General features: G+C 38.6%; 23 protein-coding genes. 1 reads left to right on the forward strand and 22 read right to left on the reverse strand.

The window, feature by feature from the left end:
- Window positions 1-271 precede the first annotated feature (271 nt).
- From GH754_RS08885 to GH754_RS08990, 22 genes are all read right to left on the reverse strand, one after another.
- Window positions 272-733, reverse strand: a complete 462-nt coding sequence (locus tag GH754_RS08885) for a M50 family metallopeptidase (RefSeq protein WP_153728377.1) — start codon at window positions 731-733, stop codon at window positions 272-274.
- A 146-nt stretch (window positions 734-879) separates the two neighbouring features.
- Window positions 880-1,320, reverse strand: a complete 441-nt coding sequence (locus GH754_RS08890; RefSeq protein WP_194841320.1) for a peptidylprolyl isomerase — start codon at window positions 1,318-1,320, stop codon at window positions 880-882.
- A 90-nt stretch (window positions 1,321-1,410) separates the two neighbouring features.
- On the reverse strand, window positions 1,411-2,691 hold the full coding sequence (gene lysA, locus GH754_RS08895; RefSeq protein ID WP_153728378.1) for a diaminopimelate decarboxylase: 1,281 nt from the start codon (window positions 2,689-2,691) through the stop codon (window positions 1,411-1,413).
- A 136-nt stretch (window positions 2,692-2,827) separates the two neighbouring features.
- On the reverse strand, window positions 2,828-4,294 hold the full coding sequence (locus GH754_RS08900) for a spore germination protein (protein ID WP_153728379.1): 1,467 nt from the start codon (window positions 4,292-4,294) through the stop codon (window positions 2,828-2,830).
- A 26-nt stretch (window positions 4,295-4,320) separates the two neighbouring features.
- Window positions 4,321-4,671, reverse strand: a complete 351-nt coding sequence (gene spoVAE, locus GH754_RS08905) for a stage V sporulation protein AE (RefSeq protein ID WP_153728380.1) — start codon at window positions 4,669-4,671, stop codon at window positions 4,321-4,323.
- Entirely contained in the window at window positions 4,671-5,687 is a 1,017-nt protein-coding gene (gene spoVAD / locus GH754_RS08910; RefSeq protein WP_153728381.1) for a stage V sporulation protein AD, read from the reverse strand. The genes spoVAE and spoVAD overlap by 1 nt, the downstream gene beginning before the upstream one ends.
- A gap of 17 nt (window positions 5,688-5,704) precedes the next feature.
- Window positions 5,705-6,157: a stage V sporulation protein AC gene (spoVAC, locus tag GH754_RS08915; RefSeq protein WP_153728382.1), complete on the reverse strand. Its 453-nt coding sequence runs from the start codon at window positions 6,155-6,157 to the stop codon at window positions 5,705-5,707.
- A gap of 13 nt (window positions 6,158-6,170) precedes the next feature.
- Window positions 6,171-6,587: a stage V sporulation protein AB gene (locus GH754_RS08920; protein ID WP_153728383.1), complete on the reverse strand. Its 417-nt coding sequence runs from the start codon at window positions 6,585-6,587 to the stop codon at window positions 6,171-6,173.
- Complete coding sequence (locus GH754_RS08925) at window positions 6,577-7,191, reverse strand: stage V sporulation protein AA (RefSeq protein WP_153728384.1); 615 nt, start codon at window positions 7,189-7,191, stop codon at window positions 6,577-6,579. The genes GH754_RS08920 and GH754_RS08925 overlap by 11 nt, the downstream gene beginning before the upstream one ends.
- 111 nt (window positions 7,192-7,302) lie before the next feature.
- Window positions 7,303-8,058, reverse strand: a complete 756-nt coding sequence (gene sigF / locus GH754_RS08930) for an RNA polymerase sporulation sigma factor SigF (RefSeq protein ID WP_153728385.1) — start codon at window positions 8,056-8,058, stop codon at window positions 7,303-7,305.
- A gap of 16 nt (window positions 8,059-8,074) precedes the next feature.
- Complete coding sequence (spoIIAB, locus tag GH754_RS08935; protein ID WP_153728386.1) at window positions 8,075-8,512, reverse strand: anti-sigma F factor; 438 nt, start codon at window positions 8,510-8,512, stop codon at window positions 8,075-8,077.
- Window positions 8,509-8,862, reverse strand: coding sequence for an anti-sigma F factor antagonist (gene spoIIAA / locus GH754_RS08940; protein ID WP_153728387.1), 354 nt, complete (start codon window positions 8,860-8,862; stop codon window positions 8,509-8,511). Before spoIIAA ends, spoIIAB begins: the two co-directional genes overlap by 4 nt.
- Window positions 8,863-8,965: 103 nt before the next feature.
- Complete coding sequence (locus GH754_RS08945) at window positions 8,966-10,132, reverse strand: D-alanyl-D-alanine carboxypeptidase family protein (protein ID WP_153728388.1); 1,167 nt, start codon at window positions 10,130-10,132, stop codon at window positions 8,966-8,968.
- A gap of 208 nt (window positions 10,133-10,340) precedes the next feature.
- On the reverse strand, window positions 10,341-11,645 hold the full coding sequence (locus tag GH754_RS08950) for a pyrimidine-nucleoside phosphorylase (protein ID WP_153728389.1): 1,305 nt from the start codon (window positions 11,643-11,645) through the stop codon (window positions 10,341-10,343).
- Window positions 11,646-11,674: 29 nt separating this feature from the next.
- Window positions 11,675-12,493, reverse strand: coding sequence for a purine-nucleoside phosphorylase (locus GH754_RS08955; RefSeq protein ID WP_153728390.1), 819 nt, complete (start codon window positions 12,491-12,493; stop codon window positions 11,675-11,677).
- A 13-nt stretch (window positions 12,494-12,506) separates the two neighbouring features.
- The gene (gene deoB, locus GH754_RS08960; protein ID WP_153728391.1) at window positions 12,507-13,685 is read right to left on the reverse strand and encodes a phosphopentomutase; all 1,179 of its coding nucleotides are present in this window, start codon (window positions 13,683-13,685) and stop codon (window positions 12,507-12,509) included.
- Between the two features lie 81 nt (window positions 13,686-13,766).
- On the reverse strand, window positions 13,767-14,654 hold the full coding sequence (gene xerD, locus GH754_RS08965) for a site-specific tyrosine recombinase XerD (protein ID WP_153728392.1): 888 nt from the start codon (window positions 14,652-14,654) through the stop codon (window positions 13,767-13,769).
- A 3-nt stretch (window positions 14,655-14,657) separates the two neighbouring features.
- Window positions 14,658-14,876 (reverse strand): DUF4227 family protein, encoded by a 219-nt coding sequence (locus GH754_RS08970; protein WP_153728393.1) that lies wholly within the window; start codon window positions 14,874-14,876, stop codon window positions 14,658-14,660.
- A gap of 222 nt (window positions 14,877-15,098) precedes the next feature.
- Window positions 15,099-15,566, reverse strand: coding sequence for a ferric iron uptake transcriptional regulator (gene fur / locus GH754_RS08975; protein WP_153728394.1), 468 nt, complete (start codon window positions 15,564-15,566; stop codon window positions 15,099-15,101).
- Window positions 15,567-15,673: 107 nt separating this feature from the next.
- Window positions 15,674-16,315: a stage II sporulation protein M gene (gene spoIIM / locus GH754_RS08980; RefSeq protein ID WP_153728395.1), complete on the reverse strand. Its 642-nt coding sequence runs from the start codon at window positions 16,313-16,315 to the stop codon at window positions 15,674-15,676.
- A 103-nt stretch (window positions 16,316-16,418) separates the two neighbouring features.
- Window positions 16,419-17,588 carry an endonuclease Q family protein gene (locus tag GH754_RS08985; RefSeq protein WP_323741936.1) on the reverse strand — a complete coding sequence of 390 codons (1,170 nt, stop codon included), beginning with the start codon at window positions 17,586-17,588 and terminating at the stop codon, window positions 16,419-16,421.
- Between the two features lie 3 nt (window positions 17,589-17,591).
- Complete coding sequence (locus GH754_RS08990; protein WP_153728396.1) at window positions 17,592-18,134, reverse strand: NUDIX domain-containing protein; 543 nt, start codon at window positions 18,132-18,134, stop codon at window positions 17,592-17,594.
- A gap of 115 nt (window positions 18,135-18,249) precedes the next feature.
- On the opposite strand from GH754_RS08990, the gene GH754_RS08995 reads away from it, so the two are divergent.
- Window positions 18,250-19,167 (forward strand): aldo/keto reductase, encoded by a 918-nt coding sequence (locus GH754_RS08995; RefSeq protein ID WP_153728397.1) that lies wholly within the window; start codon window positions 18,250-18,252, stop codon window positions 19,165-19,167.
- Window positions 19,168-19,196 lie beyond the last annotated feature (29 nt).

Below are 19,196 nucleotides of genomic sequence, written 5' to 3' on the forward strand. Positions count from 1 at the left end.
TATAAACCTATGTAAAGAAGCTTTTTACTATTATGATTGCCATAATCATCCAATTCCAACCATATAATTTCACTATTCTATAGTAATTTCGAAACTCCTGCTCCGTCTAGTTAAACAATGAAATACCAATAAGCAAATCCCCACAGTACACATAGCGTGGCTAATATTATAAATAAGCGAACATTTTTATTCCTCATGTCTGTCTCCTTCGATATTAAGGATTTTACTTTTCATTATTATAGTCATTTTTTTTTAAAATTTAAAGACCAAATTACTTTCTTTTACGTCGGAAAGTATTGAAGATAATTTCCATACAAACATATCCATCTGACTTTTTCTGACCGACCCTAAAAGGAATGATATTCATTATAGCGAGCCACAGATTAAAATAAAAGGTTAATGATAATATATTACTAGTGCCCAATGGAAAAAGTGAAAGAATCAGCACAGCTACCAACCCATTAACCAATGGTCCTGCAGAAGAAATCAATATTTTTTCCATTTTTGAAAAGTCTAATTCCTTTTCACTAGCTGCATGTCCGCCCATAAATGGGAGTGTGTGAAGATGAATAAAAAGTCGTCCAACTCGGATAACTTTTCGTTCCTTCCCTATCCCAATGGAAAAATGGATACAATCAGCCTTCAATAAATAGGCTGATCCCGCATGTCCTAGCTCATGAAGAACAATTGAAATTGGAGCGATAACAAATAGAAACACAACTAAATTCATCATCTATTACGTTTCCCCTCTACTTGCCATATAACAAGCTCGCTTGTTAGGCATTAGAAGAACACAAATATCGTTAATAATGGCATAATTGAATTTGTATTCTTTCTTAAACTGAGAAAAAGAGGGAGTCCCTCTTTTTCTGTACAGAGTTATTCAGCGTCAAATACTTTGACTTCCTTCATGACATCCCCGTTAGACATTGCCTTCGCTGCTTCTAAACCAGAAGTTACTTGTCCAAAAACTGTGTGTACTCCGTCTAAATGTGGTTGTGCCTCATGAACGATAAAGAATTGACATGATCCAGTATCCTTACCAGCATGTGCCATTGATAGGCTCCCAGGTACATGCTTATGAGGGTTCCCTTCTGTTTCACATTTGATGGTGTAGCCAGCTGAACCTGTTCCATTTCCTACAGGGCAGCCTCCTTGACTTACGAAACCTGGAATAACACGGTGAAAGGTAAGTCCATCATAAAAGCCTTCTTTAGCCAACTTCTCAAAGTTTGCGACAGTACCAGGTGCTTCGTTTGGGTATAGTTCAAATTCGATTTTTTCATTGTTATCCATTAAAATATAGCCTTGTTTTGACAATATTTTCAGCTCCTTTATGTAAAATCAATTCTAATCATATCATAAAAAGGAGCCAATAACACATAGTTCGTTTTGGCTCCGTTATCTTAGTTATTCATAAGACAAATCTAATCTTGTCAATTCCTCATAAGATTCTCTTTGGACCACTAATTTTTCCTTCCCGTCCTCAATAAATACTACAGCTGACTTTGGAAAGCGATTATAATGATTGGACATGGAATAACCGTAGGCACCAGTGGAGAATACTGCTAATGTGTCCCCTGGCTCAATGGACTCAGGTACCTTTAGATCCCAAATAAGCATATCCCCTGATTCACAGCATTTACCGGCGATAGAAACGGTCTTGGTGGCGGGTTCATTCATTTTATTAGCCACAACTGCATCATACTTGGCATTGTACAAAGCTGGTCGGATGTTATCGGTCATTCCACCATTTACGGAAACATAGGTACGAACATCAGGGATGTCTTTGATAGAACCAATCGTATATAAGGTTATCCCTGCCTCACCTACAATGGCCCGACCAGGTTCAATCCATAGTTCAGGAATGGGTAGTTCAAAGTCATTAGCTTGCTTCTTCACTTCAGACACCAAGGCCTCTACATAATGTCCATGCGGCTTTGGTTCGTCCTCTTCTGTATACCTAATTCCGAAACCACCTCCCAAATTCAAGACCTCTGGGGTATAGTGGTATTGTAGGTTCCATTGATTCATAGCTTGGAATAGTTTTTGAACAGCCATGACAAATCCAGTAGTTTCAAAGATTTGTGAACCGATGTGACAATGAATTCCAGCAACATGAATCCGTTCATCCTCCAAGACTTGTAATAACGCCTTGTCCGCCTGTCCATTTGATAGATCAAAACCAAATTTAGAATCTTCCTGCCCTGTTAAAATATAATCATGGGTATGCGCTTCAATCCCAGGAGTCACACGGAGTAATATAGAAATATTTTGATTATACTGTTCGGTTAGATGCTTTAATAATTCTATCTCATAGAAATTATCCACGACAATACAACCAATTTGATGTTGAAGCGCCATTTCTAATTCCTCAATGCTTTTATTATTTCCGTGCATATGAATACGTTCAGCAGGAAAGCCTGCCTTCAAAGCTGTATGAAGTTCGCCCTGAGAGACAACATCCAGGCTAAGTCCTTCCTGTTTAGCCACCTGCAACATCGCAACAGTTGAGAAGGCCTTACTGGCATACGCGACCTGAAAATTCACACCAAGTTCTTTAAACGTATCAACAAATGCTCTTGCGTGGTCCCTAATTTCATTTACATCGTAAACATATAAGGGAGTTCCATATTTCTTTCCAAGCTCAATGGTATCTATATTAGCAAACTGCAAATGATTATTTGTCATTCCTCTCACCCCTTTTTCATAAACATGAATCCTGTGTAAAAAAGAAAAGAGACAGCTAAAACTGCCTCTTTTACTGCAGTACGATAAAGTATAACGTTACTTTATCATATCCCCTATAGGGATTCAATAACTTCCCCTAAGGTTGCCTGTGGTTGTTTTTAGGACGAACAATACTTGGGCGACGCTTCGTTAGTGGTACAGATACTCTAAATAAGATTTGAAACATGCCTTTAGGATCAAAAGGAATTAATGGCCATAAATAAGGAGTGTTGAGTGATCTCCGACTTGCTAAAAACAGTACATATAATGTACACCCAATAACTAAGCCTTTCACTCCATAAAATGCAACAGCTAATATTAGCACTAGCCTTGTCATTTTATTTGCTACACCTAACTCGTAGCTCGGGGTGGCAAACGCTCCAATCGCGCTAATGGATACATATAAAATGACTTCAGGCATAAACAGCCCAACATCTATCGCAATTTGTCCAATCAATACAGCAGCAATTAAACCCATTGCAGTTGAGAGTGGTGTAGGCGTATGAATGGCCGCCATCCTCAAAAACTCAATACCGATATCCGCTAATATGATTTGGGCGACAATCGGTACGTTACCTTCTTCAGTAGGTCCAATAAACTCTAACCCTTTTGGTAAAAGCGTAGGATCCATCACAAACATTAACCAAATCGGCAATAAAAAGATGGATGCCATAATCCCTAAAAAGCGGACCCAACGTACAAACGTTCCTGCTGCAGGAGATTCTCGGTACTCCTCTGCGTGTTGGACATGATGAAAGTATGTGGTAGGTGTAATAATCATACTTGGTGATGTATCCACTAAAATAATCACATGCCCCTCCAAAAGATGAGCCGCTGCGACGTCTGGCCTTTCCGTATAACGGACCATCGGAAATGGATTATATCCTTGTGAAACTAAGAACTCCTCCACAGTTTTATCCGCCATTGAAATCCCATCGATTTCAATGTTCTCAATTTCTTGTTTCACTAGGTCCACTAAACCTTGATCTGCTACATCCTGTACATACATAAACACAATATCTGTCTTTGAGCGCTCACCAACCTTAGTGATTTCTACTCGTAACCGTTCATCCCGAATTCTCCTGCGTGTTAGAGCAGTATTTTCAATGATATTTTCTGTATAACCATCTCTAGAGCCTCTAACCACCTTCTCCGTATCTGGCTCTTGAGGGCTCCGCCCAGGATAATGCCTAACATCAACAATGAAAGCTTCCTTTACACCATCAATAAAAATAACAATAAGACCTGATAGTAACTGGTCCACTGCTTCATCCATAGTTTTAACTTCTTCTACTTGTTGGTGAACAAGGCGATTATGAATAATCTCTTTTACTTTTCTATGATTGGACTCAAAATCATTTATCTCAACGAGCTTTTTAACGATTTCTATGATGAATGATGTATCACAAAGACCAGTTAAGTAATAAATATCCACATCTTTTTTTAATACCTTGATTTGTCTAAACCCAACGTCAAAGGAAACACCGACGCCAACATGCTCTTTTAAATACCGTTGATTTTCAGCAATGTTGTCTGAAACTGGTACTTTTTGTGATTTTGACATAATCAATATCTACCCTTTCTACTTCCTTAGCCTTTAGGTTTAAAGAAAACACTTACGAGAAAACCAAATAAAATGGCGGACGCTATTCCCGCAGAGGTAAGTTGGAAAATCCCGATAGAAACTCCAATAAATCCATGATCCTGCGCTTGTTCCATTGCACCGTGCAGCAATGAATGTCCAAAGCTTGTAATCGGAACCGTTGCACCGGCACCGGCAAATTCAATTAACTTATCGTAGAGACTAAACCCATCCAGGATTGCACCGACCACTACAAATGATGATAATACGTGACCAGGTGTTAACTTCACGACATCTAAAAGGAGTTGCCCAATAACACAAATAGCTCCTCCAACGAGAAAGGCCCATAAGTAGTCCATTATGATGTCAACTCCTCTCTCTTTAGTACAACACCGTGCGCTATACAAGGTATCGTTTCCTTTTGCTGTATCATGGTAGGACTTAAAAGTGCTCCAGTTGCAACGACAAAAACTTTATTAAGATTCCCTTTACGAATTTCATTCAAGACATGACCATATGTCACAACTGCAGAACAAGCACAGCCACTACCTCCCGCAAAAACTGGCTGATCACTGTTATAGACCATCAATCCACAGTCGTTATGAATCTCATCTACATTAATCCCATCTTCTTTTAGCATATCCTTTAGTATTGGACTACCTACTGAAGATAAATCGCCTGATAGAATCAAATCATAATCATTTGGCGTTCTACCCAAGTCTCCTAAATGAGTCTTGATCGTATCAAAGGCAGCTGGAGCCATCGCTGTACCCATGTCAAAAGGATCACCCATTTGGTAGTCCATAACTTTTCCGATTGTTGCACATTCTATACCGATGTTAGATGGATTTTTGGAAACTAGTGCCGCGCCAGCTCCTGTGATGGTAGTTGTGGCAGATGCCGGCTTTTGACTTCCGTACTCTGTAGGGTAACGAAACTGCCTTTCAGCACTTGCATTGTGACTGCTGGTAGCGGCTACCGCGTTGTTTGCAAAACCGGCATCTACTAGAGCGCTCGCCGTTGCTAGTGTTTCCATGGATGTAGAGCACGCTCCAAACATCGTCAATAATGGTATGGATAGGGCTCTTGCTGCATAATTGGAAGAAACATTTTGATTTAGTAAATCTCCACTTAATAAAATGTCGATTTGATCTGTCTGAAGCTTTGCCTTTTGAATACAGGTTTGAATGGATTGCTGGAGTATTCTTCTCTCAGCTTTTTCCCAGTTATCCTCATGACAATGGAGGTCATCATATGTGATGTCATAGGTTTCCCCTAATGGTCCTTGCTTTTCCATTGGCCCTGCAACGGTTGCTGCTTCATTAATATAAACATTATTTTCAAAATACCATGTTTGCCGACCCATTTTTCGCATCTATTTAACCTCCTATCCTATTGAGTTAACAAAAAGCGAATAATTCCTACGATATATGCTGAGACCGTACCAAACACGATAACAGAGCCAGCAAGTTTAAACATATTGCCTCCAACCCCAAGGACATAGCCCTCACTTTTATGCTCTAAGGCAGCACTTGTTATGGCATTCGCAAAGCCTGTAATCGGAACCGCTGAACCCGCTCCCGCAAATTGAGCTAATTTATCATATATGCCTAACCCTGTTAAAATGGCGGAAATAAGAATAAGAGTGGCTGCGGTAGGACTAGCAGCATCCTTTTCACTATAATCAAATACATTTATATAGAAATCCGTTAATGCCTGACCTAAAACACAAATTAAACCACCTACGACAAATGCCTTTACACAGTTGAGTAGAAGGTTTGGTTTTGGCTGATAAGTTTTGACTGTATTTTTATAATTTTGCTTGTCAAATTTTTTAGTACTCATAATTACACCCCATTTATTTAACAAAAATTACCCACTGAAACAGCGAACCAAAGATTTTCCCCAATACAATAGCCATTAAAAAGACCAATATTTGCCCATCCATGCCTATTCGTTTGGCTAATATCGGAAATACATTCAGCACCTCCGTTAAGGCTGCTGCTAACATCCCAATAAAAATCCCATGAAATAATCCCCAAACCATTTCGATAATAATGGGGACATGAAACACTATGGAGCTAAATGATAACAATGTGCCAAACAATGAACCTGAAATTACGCTTGTTTCATATTTTGGGATATATCGATGACTTTTACTTAATTGAACTAACCGCGGGATTATTCCCAGTACAGTTAAAAATGCAACAAACCCGGCTCCAACAGCCAGCCCAGAAGCTAATCCAATAAATGCTTCTATGAGGTTAATCATCATCTTTTTTTCTCAATTCATTTTCATGAATAGTGACATACTGATCTAGATTCTGTTGATAGTTATGGATTTCCACTTCTAATGGGCTTGGCTCTTCATTAATCCTCTTTTGGAAAACATGATTAAAAAATAAAATCATCCCTAGCCCTAACCCGACCGAATAGGGAATTTGTAGCCACAGCGGATATTTATCCTGATGACCTGTAATCATATAATGAAGTTTTTGTTGAACTTCCTGCATACTGACATCGTAATGAAAGTTCATAATTGCCATTCCAGATCCGATGAATAGCAATAACCATATAAAAGCTACCAGGCTAAAATGTGGATGCTTATTCGGGATTGCAATGTAAGCAATTGTTTGATTAGGTCCAATTGATTGAAATTCCAAGTTAGGATGCTGCTGACTAAGCAGTTCAATGATGGAAAAAATATCGAACACAACAATGTTCTTATCTTCTTTCTTTACCTGATAAATAAACGCATTTTCTAATTGTTTTTTCCATGTTTCACTTGCTGAGATATAGGCGATATCTTTTAATAAAATTTTTTTCTCTTTAGGGATTTTCGTTTTATTTCTTAAACGGATGTATACTTGATCCCCCATAATGGATACTCCTCCCATTCATGAGAAGTTTACGTTTATTATGTGTAGTTAGAGGTTTGTTCATGCATAAGAAAAGGCGCCAGTGAATACACTTCACTTGACGCCTTACTTCTAGGTTTTCATTTGATCGCGAATATTATCTAAAATCTTTTTTTCCAATCTTGATACTTGAACCTGCGATATATCCAGCCTATTGGCCACCTCAGACTGTGTCTGGTCCTTAAAATAACGCAAGTAAATGATTAAGCGTTCCCGTTCGTTCAAATTTCGGATAACTTCTTTCAAGGCAATTTTGTCAAACCATTTTGTGTCCTCATCAGACATTTGATCTAAGAGCGTAATCGGGTCTCCATCATTTTCATATACAGTTTCATGAATGGAATGAGGTGATTTCGACGCTTCCTGTGCAAATACAATATCCTCAGGGGATAAATCCAATTCATCTGCTAGCTCCTGAATAGTTGGTGAACGTCCATATTCCTTTGTAAGTTCATCACGTTTTTTACGTATTTTATTCCCCGTTTCCTTTAGTGATCGGCTTACCTTAATACTTCCATCATCACGAATAAAACGTTGAATTTCACCAATAATCATAGGTACAGCATAGGTAGAAAATTTCACATCATAGGATAAGTCAAACTTATCAATCGATTTTAATAAGCCTATGCTTCCTATTTGGAATAAATCATCCGCATCGTAACCACGATTCAAAAAACGTTGGACCACAGACCAAACTAGACGAGTATTTTTTTCCACAAGAAGGTCCCGTGCATCTTGGTCACCTTGTTGACTATCAAAAATTAACTTTTTCACTTCTTTATCAGACAATTGCTTGTCTTTTTTGGAATGTTTCAAATCCACATCCATAGACATATCCCCTTAATCACACAAGGTTTTGATTCTTTTGAAAGTGTTTTTTCAGACTTACAATCGTCCCTTTACCCTCTTCTGATTGAATGTCAACTTCATCCATAAAATTTTCCATGATGGTAAAGCCCATTCCAGAACGCTCTAATTCTGGTTTTGACGTATAGAGAGGTTGCCTTGCCTCATCTAAATTATCAATGCCAATTCCTTCATCTCTGATTTCTAATTCAACGTACTGATCATGTAAAACACAATGCATGTGAACCTTGCCATCTGGATTGTTCTCATATCCATGGATAATAGCATTGGTTACCGCTTCGGAAACGACAGTTTTAATTTCAGTTAATTCATCCATTGTAGGGTCTATTTGGGCAATAAATGAAGCAATTGTTACCCTTGCAAAAGATTCATTTTCACTAAGCGCTGAAAATTCGAGGTGCATCTCATTTTTCATGACGCCACCCCCAAACTTTTTAGCGCATACTCTTCGTTTTCTTCCAGTCTAACAATCTTAAAAAGACCGGAAAGCTCGAATAAACGCTTTACCGCTGGTGAAATGGAACAGACCACCATTTCTCCACCAAGCTCCTGTATTTCTTTATATCTGCCTAGCATAACACCCAAACCTGAACTATCCATAAAGCTCAATGTTTCCAAATTCACTACAACATGCTTAACCTCGTTTTTTTGAATCTCATCTTGCCATTGTTTTTTTAAATTTTCTGATGTGTGATGATCAAGTTCACCTGATAATCTAACAAGCAGTACTTGATTTTTACATTCAAATTGAACAGAAAGACTCAAGATTCATATGCCTCCTTTTACTCGTGCTTCTCTTGAGTCTTTCTTCTTTGCCATAGAATTTTCCTGCTTCGTGACAAAACTAGTGCCATTTCGCCAAATTACGTTAGGATCCTTTATGAAACTTTTTCATACTTCTTTTTAATAAAGTCCATATTCCAGCCTCTTCAATTGTTTCATTAACAACGAGCGGGGTCTCAGATAACACCTTGTCACCTGCTTTAAGCTTTAAAACGCCCACTTGCTGCCCTTTCTTGATGGGCAATGATATGTCTTTTTTATATTTAACAACTTCCTCTAAGTCTCCCGCTTCATCGCCTTTTCTCATTAAAATAGATACTTTATCACCTGTAACAACATTAACCTTTTCTTGCTCGGCATTTATCAACGTCATTTGATCTACAGGTGCAAATCGGTCATAAACTGGCTTCGTTTCATATTGCTGAAACGCATAGTCTAGCATAGTAGAAATATCGCTATTACGTTTTTTGGTTGTCTCAGCTCCCATTGCAACAGCGATAACACGCATATCATCGCGTTTAGCAGTTGCAGTCAGGCAATATTTGGCCTCGCTTGTGTAGCCCGTTTTTAGCCCATCGACACCTTTATAAAATTTCACAAGTTTATTGGTATTCACAAGCCAGAATTCATCCTCTGTTCCTTTTCTTAAATAATCATCATAAACGCTTGTATAGTCTGTGATTTTTTCATACTTCAGTAATTCTTTTGCCATTAATGCCATATCATGGGCTGTACTGTAATGGTCCTTTGCTGGTAACCCTGTTGTATTCTTAAATTGGGTGTTCTTTAAACCTAATTCTTTAACCTTTTTGTTCATTTGTTCAACAAAGGCCTTTTCACTTCCCGCAATACGTTCCGCTAGGGCAACAGAAGCATCATTTCCTGAAGCAATTGCTACACCTTTGAGTAGATCCTCAACAGTCATTTCCTCTCCTTCTTCTAGGAAAATTTGGGACCCACCCATCGATGCCGCGTACTCACTTACCCGTACTTTTTCATCTAATTTTAAATTTCCTTTTTCTAATGCTTCCATAATTAAAATCAATGTCATAATTTTGGTCATACTTGCTGGGGGTAATTGTTCGTCAGCATTTTTGTTATACAGAACTTTGCCTGTATCCTTTTCCATCAATATGGCTGACTTAGAGTTTTCCGCTAAATCTACTTTGGTTTGTTCTTCAGCTTGGACAGGTAATACGATTGATGATGTCATCAAACAAAATAGAGTTAGTACAGTTGCTAATTTTTTCATAAAAGTCCCTCCACCTTCCTGTTATGTAGGAATATCGTTAATCTTTACCTTATTACCATCTGTAAAACCTAGAAAAACTAACCCAGCATTTTTGTTTTTCTAGAAGGTTTCTCTATTCATCTTTCATATTTTTTCCATGATTGCTGAAAATTATAAGTATAAAAAAAGAAAATCCTGTCTTTAATCAGGATTTTCTAAGAACTGCTTACTATTCTTTTATCACACCATGAATGAGAGTTGGAGAATCTACATGATTTTCAGTTATGGTAATGTTTTCGTATAGCCTATTTTTAATTTCCTCCACATCCTCATGGTTGGCATGAAGAGTAAGTAATGATTCCCCTTTTTGCACTTGATCTCCTACCTTTTTATTTAGCACCAGACCGACCGCTAAATCAATCTCAGATTCTTTTGTAGCTCTTCCGGCTCCTAATAGCATTGCCGCTTTTCCAATTTCGTCGGCTACCATCTCTTTGACATAACCACTTTCTGAAGCTGGCAAATCAATCTGATATGAAGCCCGAGGTAAAAGAGATGGATCATCAACTACTCTTTCATCTCCACCCTGGGACTTGATAAACGTCTTGAACTTCTCTAACGCCTTACCATTTTCCATATTGGCACGTAATTTTTCTCTGGCTTCCTCTAAAGATGAGGCTTTATTAGCTAATACAACCATCTGGCTACCTAGTGTTAAACACAATTCTGTTAAATCCTCAGGACCTTTCCCTTTCAGTGTGTCCATAGCTTCTTTTACTTCTAGAGCATTACCAATTGCTTTTCCTAGCGGCTGGCTCATTTCACTTATTACAGCCATCGTTTTTCTACCTACGCGGTTACCTATGGATACCATTGCTTCAGCAAGTTTTCTTGATTCCTCTTCACTTTTCATAAAAGCGCCGGCGCCTGTTTTCACATCTAATACAATTCCATCAGCACCAGCAGCAATCTTTTTACTCATGATGGAGCTAGCAATCAATGGAATAGAATTGACGGTTGCCGTCACATCGCGAAGGGCATAAAGCTTTTTGTCAGCCGGCGTTAGATTCCCAGTCTGGCCAATCACTGCTACTTTGTTTTGGTTTACTAATTTTATAAAATCCTCTTTTTCCATCTCAACCGAAAAACCTGGTATGGATTCTAATTTATCGATTGTACCACCTGTATGCCCTAATCCCCGTCCACTCATTTTGGCAACAGGAACATCCAATGAGGCCACTAATGGCGCTAAGATAAGTGTTGTTGTATCCCCTACTCCACCAGTAGAATGTTTATCGACTTTGACTCCATCAATAGAGGAAAGATCAATGGTATCACCTGAATTGACCATCGCCATCGTTAAATGGGCCCGTTCTTCTTCTGACATATCTCTAAGGAAGACAGCCATACAGAAGGCACTGGCTTGGTAATCAGGAATGTCGCCCTTTGTATATCCCTCAATAAAAAAATCAATTTCTTCTTTTGTGAGCTCCACTTGATCTCGTTTTTTTGAAATTACATCGTACATTCTCATTTCCTAATACCCCCATAAAAAGGCGTTACTTATTCAGGTAATGTTCCTACAATCTCTTTCACAAAGCTTAAAAAATGCTGTCGAACCTGCTCTGTTGTCTCGATTACTTCTTCATGTGAAAGAGGCTGGTCTAAAATACCTGCTGCCATATTTGAAATGCAAGAGATACCGAGAACCTTTAACCCTGCATGGTTCGCTACAATTACCTCAGGAACTGTGGACATTCCTACTGCATCCCCACCTAAAGTACGTAGCATGCGAATTTCAGCACCTGTTTCATAAGTGGGACCTGGATTGCCGACGTATACTCCTTTTTGCACGGATAATTGTAGCTTGTCTGCACATGCCTCAGCATGCTTGATTAACTTTTTATTATAGGCCTCTGACATATCCGGGAAGCGAGGGCCCATTTCCTCTTCATTAGGTCCAATAAGCGGATTGTCACCCATCATATTAATGTGGTCTTGAATCAGCATTAAATCTCCAGGCTGAAAGGATTCATTAATGCCTCCAGCTGCATTTGTAACGATCAATTGACTGACTCCAAGAGCTTTCATCACTCTAACTGGAAATGTTACTTGTTCCATTGTATACCCTTCATAATAATGAAAACGGCCTTGCATGGCGATAACTTGCTGCCCCTCTAAGGAACCGACAACGAGCTGACCTTTATGTCCAGCAACGGTTGATTTTGGGAAGTGTGGAATTTCCTCGTAGGGAATGGCAATCGGATTCTCAATTTCCTCAGCTAACACACCAAGTCCCGAGCCTAAAATTAAACCAAGGCTCGGCTTTTGTTGATTAAGTTTACTTGAAATAAATGATGCTGCATCTTTCATTTTACTCATTGATTAGGTCCTCCTACTTTATATCCTTTAAAAAGCTTTCACCATGTTCAGGCATTTTTACTTTAAAGTTTTCAGCTACAGTTGCTCCAATATCGGCAAAGGTTTTCCGTACAGAAAGCTCTTGACCACGTTCAATACCCTTATGGTAGACAAGAAGAGGAACCACCTCACGTGTGTGGTCTGTTCCATGATGGACAGGATCATTCCCATGGTCAGCTGTAATGATAAGCACATCATCTTCACGTAGCTTATCTAACACTTCAGGTAAGCGCTGATCAAATGCCTCTAAAGCCTCCCCATAGCCCTGTGGATCACGACGGTGGCCATATTTTGCATCAAAATCAACTAAATTGAGAAAGTTTAAGCCATGAAAATCTTCATCCATGGATGCCACCAGTTTAACCATACCATCTAAATTATCCTTTGTACGAATCGATTTTGTTACGCCTTCACCATCATATATATCTGAAATTTTGCCGAGAGCTATCACATCATAGCCCTCATCTTTCAGTTCATTCATTACCGTTCGACCAAATGGTTTTAACGCATAATCATGTCGATTGGATGTTCTTTCAAATGCATCTGGCTTCCCAATAAATGGTCGTGCAATCACTCTACCTACCATATATCTCTCATCTTTTGTCAGTTCACGTGCAATTTCACAAATTTCGTATTGCTCATTAATAGAGACTACTTCTTCGTGTGCTGCAATTTGGAGTACAGAATCAGCTGATGTATAAACAATAAGTGCTCCTGTTTCCATATGTTCTTCACCAAGTTCCTTGATGATTTCAGTTCCTGAAGCCGGTTTATTTCCAATGATTTTACGTCCTGTTTTCTCTTCTAATTGCTGTATTAACTCAGGTGGGAATCCATCCGGAAACGTTTGAAACGGCTTGTCTATGTACAAACCCATAATTTCCCAATGGCCAGTCATTGTATCCTTACCATTTGATGCTTCCTGCATGATGGTATAATGTGCCATCGGGCTATCCGCTTTTTCAATTCCATTTATTTCTCGAATATTGCTTAGACCCAGTTTTCCCATGTTTGGCATGTTCAGGCCATTCATACGCTCTGCAATATGCCCTAACGTATCTGCGCCCTTGTCGTTAAACTTCCCTGCATCAGGTGCTTCCCCAATTCCTACCGAATCTAATACAATTAAAAAAGTTCGTTTAAATGTTGTCATGAAAATCCCTCCTATAATAGGACATTCCCTAAATCGATGTTGAATATGAATGAATCCACACCTAGAATAGCTTTCCCAAATTTAAGCTCTCGGATGAAAGGTTTTATAAATGTCCTTCAATCTTGATTTGGTCACATGTGTATAAATTTGAGTTGTGGAAATATCAGCATGACCTAGCATTTCCTGTACCGCACGTAAATCAGCTCCATTTTCTAATAAATGGGTAGCAAACGAATGCCGTAATGTATGGGGAGTAATTTCCTTCCGAATCCCTCGATCACGAGCAATCCCTTTTAATATTTTCCAAAACCCTTGCCTAGACATTGGCTTTCCACGGTTATTTAAAAATAAAGCATCCTCTTTTTTTCCTTTTAATAAGGCACCACGAGCTGTATCTATGTAATCCTGTACCGATTTTTGGGCATGGGTACCCAATGGAATTATTCGTTCCTTAGATCCCTTTCCAAAGCAGCGGACAAAACCCATCGTTAAATGGAGATCATTCATTGTAAGAGATAATAGCTCTGTAACACGTAAGCCCGTTGCATATAAAACTTCTAGCATGGCGCGATTCCGAATGACAAGAGGGTCTTTCCCCTGTAACTCTAGTAAACTTTCGACTTCCTCACTGGAAAGAATTTTTGGTAGTTTTCGTTCCTTTTTAGGTGTTTCAATATGTAAACTGGGGTCCTGTTCCACCCCTGCCTCACGTATTAAAAATTGATGAAAGGCGCGAATAGTGGACAAAAAGCGTGCAACGGTTGATGCGGAACGACCTAGACTATGTAAGTGATTCAGAAATTGCATTACGTGCAGCCGTTGAATGGCATGTACATCTGTTATGTGAGACTTGTCCTTTAAAAATTGCTGATACTGCCTTAAGTCACGCTCATATGATTTTAATGTATTCTCCGATAATCCACGTTCAATCGTTAAGTAATGCAAGAAATCCTTTATTTCATGCTTCATTTGCTATTCTCCTAATCGAAAAAAAATAGAAACCCGATCCAACCAATTGGAATCTTCTAATTCAAACACCTTAACAGCATTACCTTCTGGTTGATTATATCGATGAAAATTTTCATATTCTTCATGCATCATTCGTAACCCAAAATAAAAGAAAAATGTACAAACCACAAAGATAAAAAAGACTTTGAAAAACTCTTTAAAATATTGGTACCATCTTGTCATGTTTTTAGCTCCTTTTTATTCCAATGTTTAAAAGGACTTAGTACAAGATATGCCAATTCTATTGTGATTTATACTAAAAATACTTTAACCTTATTAGAAATTCCAGACATACACAAAATAACGTAACGAAATATAGATCATTTGTAAATAGATACTACTACTATATTATATAAAACAAAAAACCCTTTTCCAACAACATGAAAAAAGGTTTTACCTAACGTTTTATGACGATAAAGCTGTATTTGTTTTACTATCAGCCTGACATTTGCGGCAAACGCCGTGGAATGTTAAGCGATGATCCTTTACTTTAAAACCCCAATCGCTCTCCACAATTTTCTCTACATCCTCTAGTAAATCATCTTCAATCTCTTCTACAGAGCCACATTCACCACAAACAAGGTGATGATGGAAATGTTCGGCGCCTTCCTTTCGAAGGTCATATCTTGATACGCCATCTCCAAAATTAATTTTATCAACAACTTTTAATTCAGATAACAGCTCCAGTGTGCGGTACACGGTGGCTAAACCAATTTCAGGCGCTTTCTCTTTTACGAGGAGGTATACATCTTCAGCGCTTAAATGGTCTTCCTCATTTTCCAATAAAACACGCACTGTCGCTTCCCGTTGCGGTGTCAATTTATAGCTTTGGGAATGCAGCTGCTTTTTTATCTTTTCTATTCGGTGTTCCATACGTTTCCCTCCCTCGTAACTCCACCTTCATTATAAGCAGACACAAGGGAAGTGTCAAATTAAAATAATTATAATCTGTTTAGAATAATCATTTTAATTTAATAAAATTATAAAGCCCAGTCAACAATGATTCTCATTGCATTTGGTGAGATGAATGTCTCGACGATTGATCCTATAAGCGCAACAACCATCACTACAATAAGAACAGTAGAATATTGGGTTATATGTTTACGAATGGATTGCTGATAAATTTTTGCTGAGAATAACCGTCTAATTAAATGTAAGGAAAAAATCATGGCAAAGCTGCCTGCTATTAGATAGGCCGGAATCAAGAACACATTATGAGGTGCTACCGAAGCCGTCGCCATAAGCAATCCATGCCAGCCCATTTGGTTTACCAAAAAACCGACAGAAAAGCCAATCACAATTCCTTTCATAAAGATAAAAAGCCAGATGATAGGAATCCCAATTATGGATAAACCGAGAATAAATATGAGCAAAATGTATTTAAAATGATAGAAGAAACTTGACTGAAATAACTCCTTTACTTCGAGACCCGAGCCATCCTTTACATCTTCAAAAAATTGATGGAGGTAGAAAAATAAATCTAGTTTTTGAATCGTGTTCATACTGTTTACGATAATCGCTCCAAAAATGATGCCTATTAAAAATAATACAAACATAAACACGTAGATACTACTATATTCATTTAATTGAATATTTGAACGTATGTTTTTCCTCTTTAACATGCTTATCCTCCATTCAAAGTGTCTATTAAATCTTTATCTATTTCCACTCTATGAAATGAATAAAAAAAATAGACCATTTTAAATAGAGGATTTTTATTTTCTACTATTTCTTCACCTTGCCATATTTCCCTCCACCACCTGCTAGTAAAGATAGGTTTCCTTCTCTCATTTCTTTAATCATCCGGATTAAATCCTTTGAGCAAACCTCTGCTAACTCTTGGTCTGTGGCATGATGGAGAATGTACATTTCCGTACCAATTTGCGACAGCATTTTTTCCAATGTTTTCGGTCCGAGCTTAGGCAAATATTCAAGCGGAACTTGATGAATATATGGAGGTCTTTCTCGTTTGGGACTCACCCTGACATCCGCTAGCTCCCCAATACGCTCTGACACTCCTTTAATAATGGTTTTATGGCCACATTTTTCACAGGGCCCCCCGTACTTTGCCGGTGATAAGCAATTGGCACAAACGGTTGAGTGATATTTCCCTAATAATGGATTCATCCCATAATTGGCCACAATTCCTCTATCGTCCTTCGAAGCAAGTGCTTTTTTAAGCTCCATAAAGGTTGGAGCCTTCATTCGTATTTTTTGATATTCACGGGCAATCTTTTTTAAAGAATGAGCATCAGAATTGGTGAGAAAGGTGTATGAATGTAACTCACTGATTTGATCTGCCATCTGCGTATCTGAGCTTAGCCCGAGCTCAACTGCATCTATGAGTTCGGGAATGAGAATCTCTTCTAGGCTTGCCACAACACCTTTTCCAAATAAACTCTTAAATGGCGTGAAGATATGCGCTGGAATAAACACTCCCCCAAGCTCTTTCACCTGTTTTTGCAGGTTATGGGCATTTTCGTAAATTCTTTGTGAGCTTAAGGTAATGTTTTTTACACGCTTCCCGAACCAGTCAGTAAACTGCTGCATATGATATAGATCCTCAAAAAAACATAGGACATGAATGGGGCCTTGGCAATTGTCATCATACACTTCAATTTCTGAGCCTAACAGAAGAGTAACATTTCCATATTGAATGCCTCCATCCTCTAAGGGTTCGGCGTCTCCTTTTTCAATGAGCTGTATGAGCTCCTCCTGTACAGCTGGAACATGTCCATCAATAATTCCCACCATGTCTAGCCCTTTTCGTTTAGAGGATTCATGGAGAATATTCGTTAGGGTTAACGTTTTGGATGCAGTAATTTTGACAGGCTTCCCGTACATCGTGTTTCCAATATGTACGTGTAAATCAACAAAATAATCTTGAAGCATCATAAGTTACATTCCTTTTGTATTTAAATATAGTACAGCATAGGCCGTTTTAGCATCGTAAATTTTTTGTTCTATCACAAGCTGATTGGCCTCCTCTAAAGTACATTCCATTAACTCCACAAATTCATCTTCATCAGGCGCCATCGGACTTTCTACTTTTTCTAGGTCTTTGGCTATATAAAGGTGAATCAATTCATCAGCAAAGCCTGGTGATGTATAAAAAGAAATCACATGTGTCAGCTCATGGGATGTGTATCCTGTTTCTTCCTCAAGCTCCCGAAGTGCCGTACGCTTTGGTTCCTCTCCTTTTTCGAGTTTTCCGGCTGGAATTTCCACAAGACTTCTTTCTAAAGGTTTTCGGTATTGTTCGACCATGACTATTTTATTATCCTTAGTCACCGGGATTATCGCGACTGCTCCGGGATGTTTGACAATTTCTCGCTTGGATGTCTTTCCATTTGGTAGCTGGACTTCTTCATGTAGTAAATTAATGACTTTACCTTCAAATATCGTTTCAGATTGCAGTGTCTTTTCTTCAAACTTCTTCATGTTTTCATCCCCTAAACTTTTTCTCCTATCTTATCATAAACAACCGTTAGATTTGTCATACTCTCCCTTCATTCATTACAATAAAGCTAGTCATGAACTGGAAAGGATGGATAAGATGAAGAAACGCCAAATTGGTTCGTCTGATTTATATGTATCGGAAATTTCCCTTGGGTGTATGTCGCTTGGGACAGACGAAAGGAAAGCAAAGACAATCATCGACCAAGCGCTTGATGCAGGGATTAACTATTTGGATACCGCAGATTTGTATGATAAAGGTGTCAATGAATCAATAGTTGGTTCTGCTGTTAAAGGCAAGCGTGATCAAGTAATCATTGGTACAAAGGTAGGGAATCATTTTGAGCCTGGCAAGGAAGGTTGGTATTGGGACCCTTCCAAAGCCTACATAAAGGAAGAAGTAAAGGAAAGCTTAAGAAGATTAAAAACCGATTATATTGATTTATACCAGCTTCATGGGGGCACGATTGAAGATCCTATAGACGAAACCATCGAAGCCTTTGAGGAATTAAAACAGGAAGGGCTTATTCGCTATTATGGAATCTCATCGATTAGACCGAATGTCATTCGAGAATACATTCAAAAGTCCAATATCGTAAGTGTTATGATGCAGTATAGCTTGCTTGATCGCCGGCCTGAGGAAGAAATACTGGACCTTTTACATGATCACCAGATAAGCGTTATAGCTCGTGGTCCAATGGCAAAGGGAATGCTTACCACTAAGGGCTTGTATCTAGTTGAAAGGAAGGGACATGACGGCTATTTAGACTATAGCTATAACGAATTAAAAACAATTATTTCCCACTTTTTGGAGCATTCGGATCAGGAGATTTCACCAAATGCCCTAGCCTTATCTTATGTTCTCCATCATCCTGCTCTTGCCACAGCAACTTTTGGAGCTAGTTCTATCGAGCAGTTACTAGCAAATTTAGATTATGAAAGTGAACGCTTAGACGATTCTCTTTATCAAGAGCTTCAAAAACTGTCAAAGCCTATTACTTATGATAAACATCGTTAACTATGAAGGGCACCTGAATAGGTGTCTTT

Source organism: Salinibacillus xinjiangensis (assembly GCF_009649735.1).
GTDB lineage: Bacteria > Bacillota > Bacilli > Bacillales > Alkalibacillaceae > Salinibacillus > Salinibacillus xinjiangensis.